The 15,481-nt window shown below is 50.9% G+C and carries 12 protein-coding genes; 7 read left to right on the top strand and 5 right to left on the bottom strand.

All coding sequences use genetic code 11. From position 1 onward, the window contains the following. Window positions 1–4 precede the first annotated feature (4 nt). The gene (locus tag DHf2319_RS11120) at window positions 5–883 is read right to left on the bottom strand and encodes an ATP-binding protein (protein ID WP_243478421.1); all 879 of its coding nucleotides are present in this window, start codon (window positions 881–883) and stop codon (window positions 5–7) included. A gap of 581 nt (window positions 884–1,464) precedes the next feature. Here DHf2319_RS11120 and DHf2319_RS11115 point away from each other — a divergent pair. Together DHf2319_RS11115 and DHf2319_RS11110 are read left to right on the top strand one after the other, a co-directional pair. Continuing rightward, complete coding sequence (locus DHf2319_RS11115) at window positions 1,465–2,784, top strand: DUF2130 domain-containing protein (RefSeq protein ID WP_243478420.1); 1,320 nt, start codon at window positions 1,465–1,467, stop codon at window positions 2,782–2,784. A gap of 90 nt (window positions 2,785–2,874) precedes the next feature. After that, window positions 2,875–3,897 carry a methionine synthase gene (locus DHf2319_RS11110; protein WP_243478419.1) on the top strand — a complete coding sequence of 341 codons (1,023 nt, stop codon included), beginning with the start codon at window positions 2,875–2,877 and terminating at the stop codon, window positions 3,895–3,897. Window positions 3,898–4,077: 180 nt separating this feature from the next. Here the strand turns inward: DHf2319_RS11110 and DHf2319_RS11105 are convergent, their stop codons facing one another. Beyond that, the gene (locus DHf2319_RS11105) at window positions 4,078–5,379 is read right to left on the bottom strand and encodes an MFS transporter (RefSeq protein ID WP_243478418.1); all 1,302 of its coding nucleotides are present in this window, start codon (window positions 5,377–5,379) and stop codon (window positions 4,078–4,080) included. 305 nt (window positions 5,380–5,684) lie between these two features. On the opposite strand from DHf2319_RS11105, the gene DHf2319_RS11100 reads away from it, so the two are divergent. After that, window positions 5,685–6,968, top strand: coding sequence for an RNA-guided endonuclease InsQ/TnpB family protein (locus DHf2319_RS11100; RefSeq protein WP_243478417.1), 1,284 nt, complete (start codon window positions 5,685–5,687; stop codon window positions 6,966–6,968). A gap of 199 nt (window positions 6,969–7,167) precedes the next feature. Next, window positions 7,168–7,566 (top strand): dihydroneopterin aldolase, encoded by a 399-nt coding sequence (locus tag DHf2319_RS11095; protein ID WP_243478416.1) that lies wholly within the window; start codon window positions 7,168–7,170, stop codon window positions 7,564–7,566. Between the two features lie 11 nt (window positions 7,567–7,577). On the opposite strand, the gene DHf2319_RS11090 is transcribed toward DHf2319_RS11095, so the two are convergent. Then, window positions 7,578–7,805, bottom strand: coding sequence for a DUF2805 domain-containing protein (locus DHf2319_RS11090; RefSeq protein WP_243478415.1), 228 nt, complete (start codon window positions 7,803–7,805; stop codon window positions 7,578–7,580). 278 nt (window positions 7,806–8,083) lie between these two features. Here DHf2319_RS11090 and DHf2319_RS11085 point away from each other — a divergent pair, with 278 nt between their 5' ends. From DHf2319_RS11085 to glsA, 3 genes are all read left to right on the top strand, one after another. Next, entirely contained in the window at window positions 8,084–9,499 is a 1,416-nt protein-coding gene (locus DHf2319_RS11085) for an APC family permease (protein WP_243478414.1), read from the top strand. Between the two features lie 75 nt (window positions 9,500–9,574). Further along, window positions 9,575–11,374, top strand: coding sequence for an ABC transporter transmembrane domain-containing protein (locus DHf2319_RS11080; RefSeq protein WP_243478413.1), 1,800 nt, complete (start codon window positions 9,575–9,577; stop codon window positions 11,372–11,374). Window positions 11,375–11,522: 148 nt separating this feature from the next. Beyond that, a complete protein-coding gene (gene glsA, locus DHf2319_RS11075) occupies window positions 11,523–12,461 on the top strand; it encodes a glutaminase A (protein WP_243478412.1) in 939 nt (312 codons plus the stop codon). A 28-nt stretch (window positions 12,462–12,489) separates the two neighbouring features. Here glsA and gadC read toward each other — a convergent pair whose 3' ends face one another. Further along, complete coding sequence (gene gadC / locus DHf2319_RS11070; protein WP_243478411.1) at window positions 12,490–14,025, bottom strand: glutamate/gamma-aminobutyrate antiporter; 1,536 nt, start codon at window positions 14,023–14,025, stop codon at window positions 12,490–12,492. Between the two features lie 54 nt (window positions 14,026–14,079). Continuing rightward, on the bottom strand, window positions 14,080–15,474 hold the full coding sequence (gene gad, locus DHf2319_RS11065; protein ID WP_369810191.1) for a glutamate decarboxylase: 1,395 nt from the start codon (window positions 15,472–15,474) through the stop codon (window positions 14,080–14,082). Window positions 15,475–15,481 lie beyond the last annotated feature (7 nt).

The raw sequence follows: 15,481 nt of genomic DNA, 5'->3' as shown, positions 1-15,481 counted from the left end.
TGGCCTAGGTAACTAAGTCGATTTTGTTGTGATGGGAAAGCAACAGTCGAAACCGTAATGAAACCGAAGCGACGACCACTTGATGAGGTTGTAATGTTGCTTGGCATCGAAGTTCGAAGCGGATTAGGCTCGTCGCAAACTTGTCGGTGTAATGGGAGACAGTATTGGTGTTGCCGGCATCTTGTAGTTGTCCCACCATTTTTTGATACGAAAGAATCTGACCTGAATACCGAGATCCGAGTGTAAAGAGGCGCCTAGGCAAAGCGGGCTTGTCGATCCGAGTGATTTGCAAGACATCCTTCGACAACGCGGGCTCCATGACAGTGTCTAGCATGTAGGTCCGCCAGCGTTCTTCTTCACCGATGATGGTCGCAGCGCCCGGGTAGCCACCGAACAGGACGTATTGCTCGACTGTCCACCCGAAGGCGGTATGCATTTCGGTGTGTGACCAGTGTGGTACTTTGATCAACTCAAATCGTCCAGTCAAACTCGAGGTGGTGCTAGTGTGCATCAGGAACTGCGATGAGCCTAACAGCACGACGTGAAGGTCATGAGCCGTTTCGTTATGAAATGAGTCCTCATCCCACAGCATCTTTACGGCCTCAGACCATCTCGTGATCTTATGGACTTCATCAAGTACCAACAGTGCTGGTCCAGTTTGCCGCAGGCGTCGCCCGATCTCCCACTGCTGAACGATCCAGTTGGCATCAGGTGCACTGGTCTGGTCGGCTGTGGCGTAGTGGCTGCGCCCCGAAAAACTCTCGATGGCGCGTTTTGCGAGCGTTGTTTTGCCGACTTGTCTTGGTTCAGACAAGACTTGCATGAAACGCCGTTTCTCTTTAAGGCGTTGATTTAAAACATTTAACTGTGATCGATCGAACATAGTTTACATTTTGCTTGTTTTATTGAGTAATTTCACACGACACATTGAGCAAAATGTAATTACAGCCTAGCTGGGGCTCTAATGGCGCACCTCGGCAAGAAGATAAGCCAGACCCAGGGCTAGTTGTTCTGTAATCGCTAGGCCGACTAGCTCCATTACCTAGGTGGCTCATAGGGTAGCCGCAACATGCTGATGAAGTATTTCGGTAGGACACCTACGAAATTGCTGGCGTTTTGCACAGGAACTGGCAACCCCTGAAAAACAGCATGGGGTTGACAGTGATGCGCCTGGTACATTAAGTGAAGATGGCCATCCAAGCTTGCCGTTGTTCAGCTCGGCCTGCGCGTGTGCCACCACAGGGGCCGCACAGGAGATGCGGTTATTCTGGGACAGGACTTGTTTGACGAGGGCGTCTAGCCCTGAGCTTTTTGGTTACTGCTGTTTTCGGTCGTGACCTAGATGAGCCGTATTGGTGGCTCATGCAACGAGACACCAACACGGCTAAGATTCAGCCACCGTCCGAAGAGCTAATTAAATCTCACCACTGCCAGTGGTGCCCAAGCTGCCCCAAGGAACTTTTCATGCACGACATCATATGCCCCCATTGCCGCAAAGCGTTCAAAGTTGACGAAGCTGGCTATGCCGACATCCTGAAGCAAGTTCATGATCATGAGTTTGAGCGTCAATTGCAGGAGCGGCTTGATTTTGCGGAACGAGAAAAACAAAATGCGGTTGCGCTGGTGCGCGCCGAGGTCGAACGTGAATTGGAAAAATCTGCCGCCCAGAAACAATCCGAGATACAGGACTTGCAGGCCAAGCTGCAAGCCAGCGAGGTGGCAAGGCAACTTGCTGTAGCTGAAGCATTGAGTACTGTCGAAAGAGAGCGTGACCAGCTAGCTAACCAGTTGATTCGGCTTGAGGCCGACAAAAAAGCGGCTGAGCAACTTGCCAAAGTCCAATTCGAAAACCAGCTGCAGCAGGCGCTTGCAAGCCAGCAAGCTGAAATACTCAACTTAAGAAATGGGCTGGAGCAAGCTCAGTTGAGTGCCAAGCTTGAAGTGCAGTCTCTCACACAGAACTTCGAAACCCAGATCAAAGATCGCGACAGCATGATCGATCGGTTGCAGAACTTAAAAGCCCAGTTGTCAACCAAAATGGTGGGCGAGACGCTGGAGCAACACTGCGAAACCGAGTTCAATCGTATTCGCGCCACCGCGTTCCCAAGGGCTTACTTCGAGAAAGACAATGATGCGAGAACCGGCAGCAAAGGTGACTACATATTTCGGGATCAGGACGATGCTGGCACGGAAATTGTGTCGATCATGTTCGAAATGAAAAATGAATCAGACACCACTGCCACTAAAAAGCGCAATGAGGATTTCTTCAAAGAACTCGACCGCGATCGCACTGAAAAGGGTTGTGAATATGCGGTATTGGTGTCTTTGCTTGAGTCCGACAGTGAGCTCTACAACGCTGGCATTGTCGATGTCTCGTATCGCTACCCCAAGATGTATGTGGTGCGCCCGCAGTTTTTTATCCCGATCATCACTTTGCTGCGCAACGCGGCGATGAATTCTTTGAAGTACAAGACTGAGCTTGCCCACGTTAAAGCCCAGAACATCGATATCACCCGTTTTGAAGAGCAGCTTGACACGTTTAAGACTGCATTTGGTCGAAATTACGAATTGGCCTCTCGGCAGTTTCAGACTGCCATGGATGAAATCGATAAATCGATCGACCACCTGCAAAAGACCAAGAAGGCGCTTGAGAGCTCAGTTCGAAACTTGCGTTTGGCCAATGACAAAGCCCAAGACGTCACCATTAAAAAGCTTACGCATGGCAATCCGACGATGCAGGCGAAGTTTGCCGCGCTTGGGGGCGATGAACGCCAAGTTGATTAACAATACAAAGTCCTGTCCATGTGGTTGACGACAGGCTTGGTAGTGTGCCGTTCGCTGGGATAAGATCTTGCATCTATAAAGGAGATTATCTTGTTTAAAACTGCAATCGCTGGCAGCTTACCCAAACCCGCTTGGTTGGCTGAAACTGAAAAACTCTGGCCAGAGTGGAAAAGCCAAGGTGCCGAACTTTTGCAGGCCAAAGCAGATGCCACACTTGTTTGGATCAAGGCTCAAGAAGATGCTGGATTAGACGTCATCGGCGATGGCGAGCAAGCCCGTCAACATTTTGTTCATGGTTTCGTAGAGCATGTGGAGGGCATTGATTTTGTAAATAAAGTGAAGATGGGGATTCGTAACAATCGCTATGACGCTATGGTCCCTCAAGTCATTGCACCTTTGCGTTTGAAAGGCCGTGTGCATGCGTTTGAAGCGCAACTGACCCGGGCGCATACACGCAAAAAAGTGAAGTTCACCTTGCCAGGTCCCATGACGATTGTGGATACGGTTGCCGATCGGTTTTATGGCGACAAGGTCAAGATGGCCATGGCGTTTGCTGAATTGCTTAATCAAGAAGCGCTGGCTCTGCAAGCCGATGGCGTAGATATTATCCAGTTTGATGAGCCGGCTTTTAACGTTTACATGGATGATGCGGTTCAGTGGGGAGTTGCGGCACTGGAACGGGCGGCTCAAGGTTTGACTTGCACGACTGCGGTTCACATTTGTTATGGCTACGGGATCGAAGCCAATAACAATTGGAAAAAAACACTCGGGGATGAATGGCGTCAATACGAGAAGGTATTCCCTGCTTTGGCCAAGAGTTCAATTCAGCAGGTTAGCCTTGAGTGCATGCATTCCCACGTCCCCATGGAGTTGATGAAGCTTCTTGAGGGTAAAGATGTCATGGTAGGTGTCATTGATGTTGCGAATCCGGATATTGAGAGTCCTGAAGAAATCGCGGATACCATAGGCCGTGCTTTACAGTTTGTTCCCAAGAAGCATTTAATTGCCTGTACGAACTGCGGTCTTGCACCCATGAGTCGAGAGGTTGCCATGCAGAAGCTTTATGCCTTGGCACAGGGCGCCAAACTGGCGTGGGAGCGCCACGGGAAATAACGGTGGGTCTTGTGCGAGGGATTCACAACGAGCTGCTATTAACAAAGTGCTACTCGCAAAGTGGCACAGGTTTAACCGCAGATGCTGGCTCAGATGCTCATTGGCGACGAACGATTTTTCTGGGGCGGTATTCGGTGCTCTTTTGTGGTGTGCATTCTCCTTGGCCAACAGGCGGTCTGACTATGAATGCTGTGCCATCCTTGTTAATCGACTAGCACTGATTGAGGCTGACAGGACAGCCACGACCACACCAACCCAGATTGCCGTTTGTATGCCTGTATTGCCGAAACTTGACAGGCAGAATGCGACAGCTGTCGCACCAATGCACTGTCCCAGTAGTCGTGAAGTGGCTACTATGCCGCTAGCGCTGCCACTGCGGTTCTTCGGGGCGCTGTTCATCAAAGCCACCATATTGGGTGACTGATACAACCCAAAACCAATGCCACAGACAACCAACCGCCAGCCGATATCGAAGGGTGTTGCTTGGTCTGGCATTGTGCCTACCAGAATGAGGCCGACAGCAACTATGATCATTCCCACGGCTCCGAGCGCGCCGGGAGCAATGTGTTCCGTCAAGCGTCCGGAGATACCGTTAAATATCGCTAGTGCAGCTGGCCACGGCGTTATCAGTAGCCCTGCTTGTGCTGGCGTGTAGTCAAGCTCTATGGTCAGCAGCAGCGGTAACACCACAAAGACTAAACCCTGTACGGTGAATGCAGTAATGGCTGTCATTGATGACAGTGCAAACAGCCGAATCCGAAACAGGTCAATGCCAAGGATGGGAGCCGGTTTATTGGCTTCGCGACGCATTAGGGCGTAGGTTAATGCAAACGTGGCCAAACCAGCGATCGCTACCTGCATCCACTTTAAATGACCCACACTTGAAACAGCTGTGAGCAGAGCTGCAAACATCAAGGCGCAAAGGACGGCTGCTATCGGGTCAAGCCGCCTGTCTGCTCGCTCCGAGTCAGGAAGTCCTGTTGTGATCAACCATAAAGCAGCCAAGGCAAATGGGACATTGGCCAAATAGATCCATTGCCAGCTGGTGATCGATAACACCACCGATGCGACAGTCGGTCCAGCGGTGAATGCCACACCAACGATCAAGGCATACAGGCCATATCCACGGCCAATTTGAGCGGGTGGATAGAGCGTCCTGACTAGTGCGGGCGTCGTGGATGAGACGCTTGCTGCGCCAATGCCTAACAGGCCCCGTGCAAGCATTAGAGTGGTGAGTGATTCTGAAAATCCGCTAATCAAAGCCCCGATGGCGAAAATCACAAGCCCCACACTGAAGACCCTCTTGTGACCGATGATTTCACCGAGCGCGGCTAGTGGTAACAAGGAGGCCACTACCGTCAAGTAATAAATGTTGATAATCCAGATCGTTTGCGCAGGGCTTTGGCCAAGACTTTGGGCAATAGCGGGTACGGCGGTACTGGTCAAAGATATATCCATGGTGACCACTACAACGCTTAACATCAGGGACACCAGAGCCCGGGTGTTGACCTGTGTGGGTGCTGGAGACGTTGACGGATTAACCATGATTAAAGTAGATCGGGATTTGATTAGCCCGGTTGGTTGCTTCCAATTAAAGTGAACTTACACCATTGGATCACGTCATGGCGAGCCTGGTGATGAGCTATTTACCGTTCTGCGCGTAAAGCCCCGTTCTTCAGATCGGGGATGTAAGCGCGCAGGCGCAGCCTGTCGGTTAGTTCTTTTCGGTTGTTTTTTGTCTCCTGGGCTGCCGGATCTCCAGTGCCTTTGGTAAAATCCTTGTCATTATGACAGTGATTCGCAAAGCATTTAAATTCCGGCTCAATCCCACCCCAGAGCAAGCGCAGAAGATGGTGGAGTTCGCCGGTGCCAATCGCTTTGTCTGGAATAAAGCGCTTGCGTTAAATCTGTCTCGCCTTGAGAACAAGCAGCCACTGCTCTGGTACTTTGAGTTGGTTTATTGGCTTGGACTGTGGAAGCAGTCTGAGGAATACGGGTTTCTAAAATCCGTGCACTCCCAGCCGTTGCAGCAAACCCTCAAAGACCTGGCTCGCGCGTTCAAAGATGCCTTTGACAAGACACAGCCACTCAAACGGATCCCGCGCTTTAAGAAAAAGGGAGCGGGTGGTGCCGGTGGTGGTGCGGGTGGTGGGGCCAGTGGTAGTTCAAGTGACAGCTTTCGCTACCCGCAAGGTTGCAAGCTCGATGAGAAAGCCAATCGGGCATACCTGCCCAAGATTGGCTGGGTCAAGTATCGCAACAGCCGACAGGTGATCGGTGACATCAGGAACATGACGGTCAGCCGCAAAGGCGAGCACTGGTACGTGTCGATTCAGACCGAGTATGAAGCGCAACTATCAGCTCACCCGGCCACTTCGATCGTGGCCATCGATTTGGGCGTCAGTCGCTTTGCCACCTTGTCTGACGGTTCATACATAGAGCCTCTAAGCACATTCAATAGTTTTAAGCAGTTGCAAGCGAAGTTGGCTATGGCCCAACGCCGTTTGAGCAAGAAAGTGAGGTTCTCTGCCAACTGGCAGAAGTTAACGAATAAGATAGCCCGTCTGCATGAACGCATCGCTAATGCGAGACATGATTTCTTGCACAAAGCCTCAACGCTGATCAGCAAAAACCACGCCATGGTTGTAGTTGAGGACTTGAAGGTGAGAAACATGACGAAATCGGCCAAAGGCGATATGGCCAATCCAGGTCGGCAGGTAAAAGCCAAGTCGGGCTTAAACAGATCGATTCTGGACCAAGGCTGGGGCATGTTTGTACGGATGCTTGAATATAAGCAAGCCTGGCTAGGAGGCGAAGTGATGAAGGTCAATCCTCAACACACCTCACAGACCTGCCCATGTTGCCACCATGTCAGCAAAGACAACCGCACCACACAGTCAAGATTTAAATGTGTAGCATGCGGTTATGCAGAAAACGCTGACTTGGTGGGTGCTTTGAACGTATTAGCCCGAGGGCATCGGGTGCTAGCCTGTGGAGTTGAAACGTTGGTTTTAACGATGAAGCAGGAACCATTGGGAAGTAGCGATACACGCCCAATCCTGGCGGCTTGAGAAAGCCAAGAGGAATCCTCGTCGTTCAGGACGGGGAGGACGTCAAATAAGACTCCGTAGAAGTGTCACTACACAAAATTTCGCCATATCTTTAGTTCGATGGGCGATGCTGTCGTGATCTTGTGACTAAGATTATCTGTCCTCACCGCGGTTTTCTGTTGTAGGCTTTCAGTCGTGTTAGATAAAACTGGAGTGAGCAGTGACCCTGCACAGCACCATCGAACTCTCTGATGTGCCTGTCAAGGCACACATCGGTGTTTTTGCGTCCGGTGATTCCGATCCTTACGAGCATCTTCTGGATTTGACGTTGCGGGTAGACCCTGCTTTAGTGCTTATCAAGCAAGACGGTATGGCGCATGTGTTTGACTATGACCCACTACTGGAACAAATCCATGCTGTCTCACAAAACAAACGCTATGAAACTCAGGAAATATTAGCCAGTCATATCGTGCGATGCTGTGCAAAGTTCAAGCAGATTCAAGGCGTGGAGATCTGTCTGAAAAAATCGCGCCCCGATGGCACCGGCGGCACGGTCTGTGGCAGGATTGGTGTGAGACTGTTTGTAAACGGCGAGGACCTAGCGGCACTGCGTTCATAGGAACTGGCATGTTACTTATAGTGTGTTCGTTTATCTCTCATGTACCGAACACGCTTGCGCCACGCTTTGTAGCTGCCGGGTTTTAGGTGATGTCGCATCAGCGCTTTAACTTCATCGGCGTTCAGTCCGTGTTGGGTCTGAATTTGCTTAAACATAATCCCGTCACCTAGCGCCATCGAGATAACTTCGCTGATGGTTGCGGTGTCTAGTGTGATGGGTGCTTCAACCTTTGATGTCATGGTTATTTGCTGAGGGCTGCATCGGTGAGGTGCTAGTGAGTTAGCTATCTCTATGGTGTCAGTAGATTAATTCGGTAGTACAGGCAGTAGGGCTTTCTCAGTATAGGCTGTGGGGGTATGACATCCGGGTTGAGGATATCGCTTGGCAATGTTTGTCGATTCGTTTCATGAAGTCGTCAAAATGCGCGATTCAATTACACTGGCGTTTTTGACGAGCCATGAAATAGTCACAAATTAAATGGTACGTGACATTTGGTTGTGACTAGAAACAGACCGTTGTGTTAAATCAGATCTTACGCCGTAAAGCACTGCCTTCAGTTGACGACAAAAGTGTTGCGGGCGGATTGCTGCGCAATCTCTCATTGTTTCAACTCACGCTAATGGGTGTCGGTAGTACGCTCGGGACGGGGATTTTCTTTGCGCTTGCCGAGACAGTGCCGATTGCAGGTCCTGCTGTGGTGTTGTCCTTCGTTCTGGCGGCAGTCACAGCTGCATTGACCGCGCTTTGTTATGCCGAGGTGTCTTCATCGTTGCCAGTTTCTGGATCCTCATATACGTTCACCTACATGACACTCGGTGAGGGTGCAGCCATGTTGGTGGCAGCCTGTCTGTTACTTGAGTGGGGTATTGCCGGCGCTGCTGTAGCAGTGGGCTGGAGCAGCTATTTGAATGACTTGATCACGATCGTGAGCGGTCAACAAATACCAATGGCCATACGTACAGCTCCCTTTGTAGACGGTGAAGAAGGTTGGGTCCTAAGCGGCCAAAGCTACGTCAATCTGCCGGCAGTGGTGCTAGTCTGGATGTGCACAATTCTGTTGCTGCGCGGTTCGCGCGAGTCAGCGATCGTGAATGCGATTCTGACGTTATCAAAGCTCGGCGTACTGGCGTTGTTTGTTTTGATGGCACTGCTGGTATTTCAACAAGAGAACTTTGTACCTTTTATGCCATTCGGCATTGAGGGCGTTGGTGCAGCCGCTGCGATTGTGTTCTTTAGTTTTATTGGGTTGGATGCGGTGGTCAATGCAAGTGAAGAGGCTATCAATCCACAGAGAAACATCCCCCTTGCCATCATTGCGGCACTCATTGTGGTGACGGCCGTCTACGTCCTGGTCGCCGTGAGCAGCCTTGGCGTGCAGCCAGCGGGTGATTTTGCGGGTCATCAAGGTAGCCTCACGATGATTTTGCAGAGAGCGACAGATGCCCCCTGGCTAGCCGGTATCCTTGCTGCTGGTGCGGTGATGTCAATTTTTAGCGTCACGCTGGTATGTCTTTATGGTCAGTCACGGATTTTCTTTGCGATGGCACGTGACAAGATCATTCCAGAGGCTCTCGGGAAAATCAATCCACACAGCCGCAGTCCGAGCACAGGGATCTTGGTCTCAGCGATCATCGTCACACCATTAGCTGCTGTGGTGCCTAGCCATATGCTCTGGAGCATGGTGAGCCTTGGAACGTTAGTCACATTTATTGCGGTCGCTATTGCATTGATCGTCTTGCGTAGCTACTTTAAAAGGCAGCCACCTGGTTATCGCACCCCCTTTTATCCACTCGTCCCGGTACTTAGCATTGCGAGTTGTCTGTATCTGCTCTTTAATCTGAGTGCGACTGTCTACCAGTTGTTTGCGATTTGGTTGTGTGTAACCGTGATGTTTTATTTTTTATATAGCCGCAGACGGGCTCGTCCTCAGTAAGCGTTCAGCAAGGGTGCGTTCGCAAGATAACGTTCGTTTCCTACAAAGTTCGGCGTAGCCCTTACACTGCTGCCTATGACGACGATTCAGGATAAACGCCCATCTAAAGCCAGCAAGTCTCTGGGTAGCTTGGCTCGTTGGTGGCGTGACTATAGAGTGTTTTCACGTTATCGCGGGCAGTGGTTACTCGCAATTGTGTTTTTACTGTTGGCTGCCGCCGCCACACTCGCTGTGCCTCTAGCATTTCGTGGGTTGATTGATACGGGACTTGCAAATCCAGCGATTAATCAGAAATTCCTCGACTTGTTGATAGTGGCTGTGGTTCTGGCACTTGCGACAGCGGCCAGGTTCTATCTGATGTCCTGGTTGGGCGAACGGGTGGTGGCCGATATTCGTAAGCAAGTGTTTGATAATGTGCTGCGTCAAAGTCCGGAATACTTTGAAACACTGCAAACCGGAGAAGTGCTGTCCCGATTGACCAGTGACACGACACTGGTGCAAACGTTGGTGGGCTCCAGTATTTCAATTGCACTCAGAAGCGCTGTATTGCTCGTTGGTGGCATCGTGATGATGTTAATCACAAGCATTTGGCTTGCGAGCATCATGATTATTCTGCTGCTCGCGGTGGTATTGCCGCTTTGGGCCATGGGTCGTTATGTGCGCAAACTCTCACGAACCAGCCAGGATAAGGTGGCTGACACTAGTGCCATGGCTGGTGAAGTTTTAAATGCCATGACCACGGTTCAAGCCTTTGTGCGTGAATCATATGAGACAAAGCGTTATGGGCGAGCGGTAGAAATTGCCTTTGCACAAGCAAAAAAACGCACCGCTCTGCGCGCAGCCCTTGCTGCAGTCACCATCGTCATGGCATTTTCTGTGATGGTGTTTGTGCTGTGGATGGGTGCGCGTGATGTCGCAAGCGGCCAAATGTCAGTTGGTGATTTAACCCAGTTTGTCCTCTATGCGGTACTGATCGCAGGGTCCATTGGGGCATTGTCTGAAACCTGGGGTGATTTGCAGCGCGCTGCCGGCGCCACTGAAAGGCTCGTTGAACTGATGCAGGCTGAGTCTGCTATACCGAACACCATCGTTACTGGCTTTGCCAATTCAACACCCGCAGTCGATCAGCTGTCTTCGCCAGCCATTGCGTTTAAAGCTGTTTCGTTTGCCTATCCGTCACAACTAGATCGTTTAACGCTTGATCATTTAAGTTTTAGTGTGCCAGTAGGCTCACGCTATGCAGTCGTTGGTCCATCAGGGGCTGGCAAGAGTACGCTGTTTTCATTGTTGCTGCGGTTCTATCAGCCACAAAGTGGACAAATTACTGTATTCGGAAAAAATCTATTGGACTGGACAGTTGATCAATTGCGGCTCCAGATTGGAGTTGTCTCACAAGAGCCAGTGATATTTGCGGCGAGCGCGATGGAAAACATTCGCTACGGCAGGCTTGATGCCACTGATGATGAAGTAATTCAAGCGGCTAAATCTGCGCATGCCCATGGTTTTATCTCGGCACTTCCTAATGGTTATGAGAGCTTTCTGGGTGAGCGCGGTGTGCGCCTGTCTGGTGGGCAGAAGCAACGAATTTCAATCGCACGCACAATTCTGAAGAATCCGCCAATTCTGCTTTTAGACGAGGCGACAAGTGCGCTTGATGCTGTATCTGAGCGTGAGGTACAGCTTGCATTGGAATCGGTATTGCCCGGTCGAACGTCTTTAATCATTGCGCATCGTTTAGCGACGGTGCTTAGCGTGGATCGTATTCTGGTGCTCGATGAGGGCAGGTTGGTGGAGCAAGGTACGCATCAGGAGCTCTTGGCTATGGCTGAGCAAGACGGTTTGTATGCACGGCTGGCACGGCTGCAGTTAGCATGACTAACGGTTTGATAGCTGGTTTGTTATGTGCCCTGAGCTTGCGCTGTGTTTAGCCCGTAATCTCACAATACCTAAGATCCGGTGAATGCATTCCTCATAAAGAATTTATGTTGTTCCTGACAGCGATTCATACAAATAAGGACTTCGTATGCGATTTGATCCGGTCAAACTTCAGTCATTGGTTAAAGACGTACACTCCCGATATAAAGAGGTCTCTGGTGGTAATAATGCGAGCTACATCCCTTATCTAGCCGATGTGTCATCGACGCTGTCTGCGCTGACTGTGGTTTTGTCTGACGGCACAGTTTGTGCTGCTGGTGATTGCCAATATCCCTTCGCCATTGAATCCATCTCCAAGGTCGCTACGCTGGCATTAGCGCTCGAGGATGTTGGCCCAGAAGAGGTGCAACAAAAGATCGGTGCCGATCCGACGGGCTTAGCCTTTAATTCCGTGATGGCATTGGAGTTGCATGGTGGTAAGCCACAGTCACCTCTAGTAAATGCTGGTGCAATGGCAACAGTCAGTTTGGTCGATGCTAAAGACGTTGAACACCGGTGGCAGCGAATTTTACGGATGCAATGTGATTTGACTGGTGGTGACATCAAGCTGTCAGATGAAGTTAATCAGTCTGAGCAAACAACGAATTTTCACAACCGCGCTATTGCCTGGCTTATGTATGCTGACGGCACGATGTCCGCTGATCCGATGCAAGTCTGTGATGTCTACACCAGACAATGCTCCACACTCATCACCACGGTGGAGCTCGCTATCATGGCCGCAACACTTGCCGCGCGTGGCAGGAATCCCAAAACAGGGATGCAGGTCTTAAAGGGCCATCATGTGCCGCGTATCTTGGCAGAGATGACCATGGAGGGGTTATATGACAGTTCTGGCGATTGGGCCTACACCGTCGGGCTGCCCGCAAAGAGTGGCGTGGGTGGCGGCATTATGGCTGTGGCACCAGGCAAGCTTGGCATTGCCGCCTTCTCGCCACCGCTAGATGGGTTTGGCAACAGTGTCAGAGCACAAAAAATGATTGCCGATGTTGCTGCCGAACTGCGCTTGAATCTATATGATCCTGCCTAGCATTGCCTCGGTGGTGGTGCTCGGACTGCTATTTCTTGTTCTCATCGCCGTGCACATCAAAATGATGCGTTGAACGTGCGCGTGGGTGAATGAAAAAGTGACCCTCAGGCGCGTTGTGATGTTTGATAAGCTGCAACGTGGCGTTGGTTGTTTTGCCGTGCTTGGTATGGATAGCATAGACAATGAACGGAATTGAAACGACTACAACAAAACTGCCAATCAGTAGTTCGAGATAAGCGTCTAGGCTGGCAGTCGCAGGCAACGAGCTTGGTGGTATAAACGAGACCACAAATGCCAAGAGCGAAATGATCAAGCCTGAAGTGGCAACAATTACTTTGATTTTGGTTCCGCCAGGCACGTTAAAGACACGCTTTTTCGCAGGCTGCTTAAGGACAAGGTGCAGGTAGCCAAGAAATAGCAGGAAGTAGCTGCACAAGTAAATCAGGACAGTCAGTGTCAAGGCAATCATGAATGACAAGTTATTGCCACCACCCGTGTTGGTCAGCACAATCAGCGCCACTGTGGTAATCGACAACTGAAAAATTACCAGTGCCACCGGCACGCCGTTTTTGTTGACCTTATTAAAGCGATGCGGGAGGATGCCTTTTTGCGCGGTGACATACATACCGCGCGATGGCCCCACAATCCAGGCGGCGATTTCGGCCAATACACCGAGCACGAGCAGGGCAGCGATGACACGCACTGCCCATTCGAGTCCGGCACCAAAATGTTTCACCAAAACTTCGAAGGTTTGAACTACACCAGCTGACAGGTTGATCTCGTGTAATGGGATCACCGCTGCAACTGACAAGCCACCGATCGAACTCAGACAAATGGCCGCCATCATAAGTAGTAGTATTGCCAGTGGGTAGTCACGTCCAGGGTTTTTCATTTCATTGACGTGCGTGGCTGAGGCTTCAACACCCATGTAGCTCAGAATGAAAGCCACAAACACCACGAGTGTGCCAAGTTGCGTGAAATCCGGAAAGAAGGTTGCAGCCGACATTTCGATGGCCACATGACCGCCACTGACCAGATAACTAACCGCCAGTCCGACTAAAATGATGGCCGGCAAGAGAATGCCCAGAAAGAACCCCACCTTGGCGATCTGGGCTGTGTGCTTGGTGCCCCCGAACTGTGTGAATGCCAACACCCACAGAATGACTAGTCCACCGATGGTCTTAACAATAGGGTCATTGTTCAAGGCAGGCCAGGCCAGAATGTAGGACAGCGACCCCAGCACAAAGTACAGCATGGGGATAAAGCCAATCGCAATTTGCAGATAACCAAATGAAATCGCCGCAAACCCCCAGCGCTCACCGAGCGTGTTGTTGACCCAGGTAAACACCCCGCCTTCTTCCCAGCCCTCAACCGTTGCCATTTCTGCTGAACACAAGCCCACCGGTACAAACCATAGGGCACCACCTAGCAACAGGAAGAACACCAGGCTAAAGCCTGAGGTGGCGAAGGTGGGATACTCGTAAACAGCCATGACCATGGACGCGGTTATCGCGAAAAATCCGACCAGACTTAATTGTTTGGTGCTATCTGTGTCTTTAGCCATAGCTACATAAATTTCAGGTTAATCGCGCAAAAGTTCAATCGCAGTTAAAACACATCAGTGGCTATATCCGCCAGCTTCTGATCTTGAAAGGGGCTTGCCCACGGGATGCTTCTCAAAGTGGTCAAGGGCACGGTGCATGTCATCAAGCAATAGTTCGGCCAAGTCCATGCTCACACCGTGACGCACGAGAATACGCTGTATCACGAGGTCTTCGCGATTGGCTGGCATCGAATATGCGGGTACCTGCCAGCCACGGGTGCGCAATCGGTCAGCCAAGTCATATAGTGTGTAGCCTCCGGTGTCGAAGCCGCTTTTTATCTTCCAGCATAAGGCAGGGATGCCTGCCTGACTGTCGCCATCAAAGATGATTTCAAAAGGACCCATCTTGCCAATTTCTGCAGCAAGGTATTTCGCTGTGGTGTAGCAAGCATTATGTATTTTGGCGTAACCCTCGCGACCTAAACGAAGGAAGTTGTAGTACTGGGCGATGATCTGGCCACCCGGACGTGAAAAGTTCAAGGCAAAGGTCGGCATGTTGCCGCCAAGGTAATTCACATTAAAAATAAGTTCTTCAGGTAAGTCTGCTGTTTCGCGCCAGACAATCCATCCGGCACCGAGCGGTGCTAGGCCAAACTTGTGGCCAGAGGAGTTGATGGATTTAACCCGCGGCAAGCGGAAATCCCATTCGATATCAGGAGCACAGAACGGTGCGAGAAATGCGCCACTTGCACCATCGACGTGAATGGGCACATCGAGCCCCGTATCAGCTTGCAGTTTGTCTAGCGCATCGCTGACGGCCTTGACCGGCTCATACTGGCAGGTGAAGGTGACACCTAGGGTTGGAACCACTCCGATGGTGTTCTCATCGACCCGTTTAATGACTTCTTCAGGTGTCATGATCAGGCGATCCCCTTCTAACGGGATCTCGCGCAGTTCGACATCAAAGTAGCGTGCAAACTTGTGCCAGCAAATTTGCACGGGCCCACAAATCAAGTTCGGCTTGTCAGTGGGTTTGCCTTCGGCTTGTTGACGCTTGCGCCACTGCCATTTGAGTGCAAGTCCACCGAGCATGGCGGCCTCTGACGAACCGATGGTCGAACAGCCGAGTGTGGTGTCGGCCTGAGGCGAGTTCCATAGGTCGGCCAGCATAGCGACACAGCGTCGTTCAATCTCTGCAGTTTGCGGGTACTCATCTTTGTCGATCATGTTCTTGTCGATCGACAAGGCCATTAGTTCCTGCACTTCATCGTCGACCCATGTCTGACAAAACGTAGCTAGGTTCTGGCGTGAGTTGCCATCAAGCATGAGTTCATCACGCACAGCACTAAAAACATTGCGTGGATTTCGCTCGCGGTCTGGGAATTTGGTTTTAGGGAGTGCCTCAGAAAGCTCAATTGAGGCGTAGATATCATTAGTGCTCGCATGCGAGCTGTTCACTGTACGAACCATGTCCATC

The sequence above is a fragment of the Orrella daihaiensis genome (genome assembly GCF_022811525.1).
GTDB classification, from domain to species: Bacteria; Pseudomonadota; Gammaproteobacteria; order Burkholderiales; family Burkholderiaceae_B; genus Algicoccus; species Algicoccus daihaiensis.
The sequence above is the reverse complement of the archived record's forward strand: the minus strand, read 5'-3'. Positions and strand labels throughout refer to the sequence as shown.

Excerpts from the sequence above, each read along its gene's own strand:
- DHf2319_RS11080 (WP_243478413.1), top strand. The coding sequence starts at position 9,575 with ATGACGACGATTCAGGATAAACGCCCATCTAAAGCCAGCAAGTCTCTG.
- gad (WP_369810191.1), bottom strand. The coding sequence starts at position 15,474 with ATGGTTCGTACAGTGAACAGCTCGCATGCGAGCACTAATGATATCTAC.
- DHf2319_RS11115 (WP_243478420.1), top strand. The coding sequence starts at position 1,465 with ATGCACGACATCATATGCCCCCATTGCCGCAAAGCGTTCAAAGTTGAC.
- DHf2319_RS11105 (WP_243478418.1), bottom strand. The coding sequence starts at position 5,379 with ATGTTAAGCGTTGTAGTGGTCACCATGGATATATCTTTGACCAGTACC.
- glsA (WP_243478412.1), top strand. The coding sequence starts at position 11,523 with ATGCGATTTGATCCGGTCAAACTTCAGTCATTGGTTAAAGACGTACAC.
- gadC (WP_243478411.1), bottom strand. The coding sequence starts at position 14,025 with ATGGCTAAAGACACAGATAGCACCAAACAATTAAGTCTGGTCGGATTT.
- DHf2319_RS11120 (WP_243478421.1), bottom strand. The coding sequence starts at position 883 with ATGTTCGATCGATCACAGTTAAATGTTTTAAATCAACGCCTTAAAGAG.
- DHf2319_RS11090 (WP_243478415.1), bottom strand. The coding sequence starts at position 7,805 with ATGACATCAAAGGTTGAAGCACCCATCACACTAGACACCGCAACCATC.
- DHf2319_RS11100 (WP_243478417.1), top strand. The coding sequence starts at position 5,685 with ATGACAGTGATTCGCAAAGCATTTAAATTCCGGCTCAATCCCACCCCA.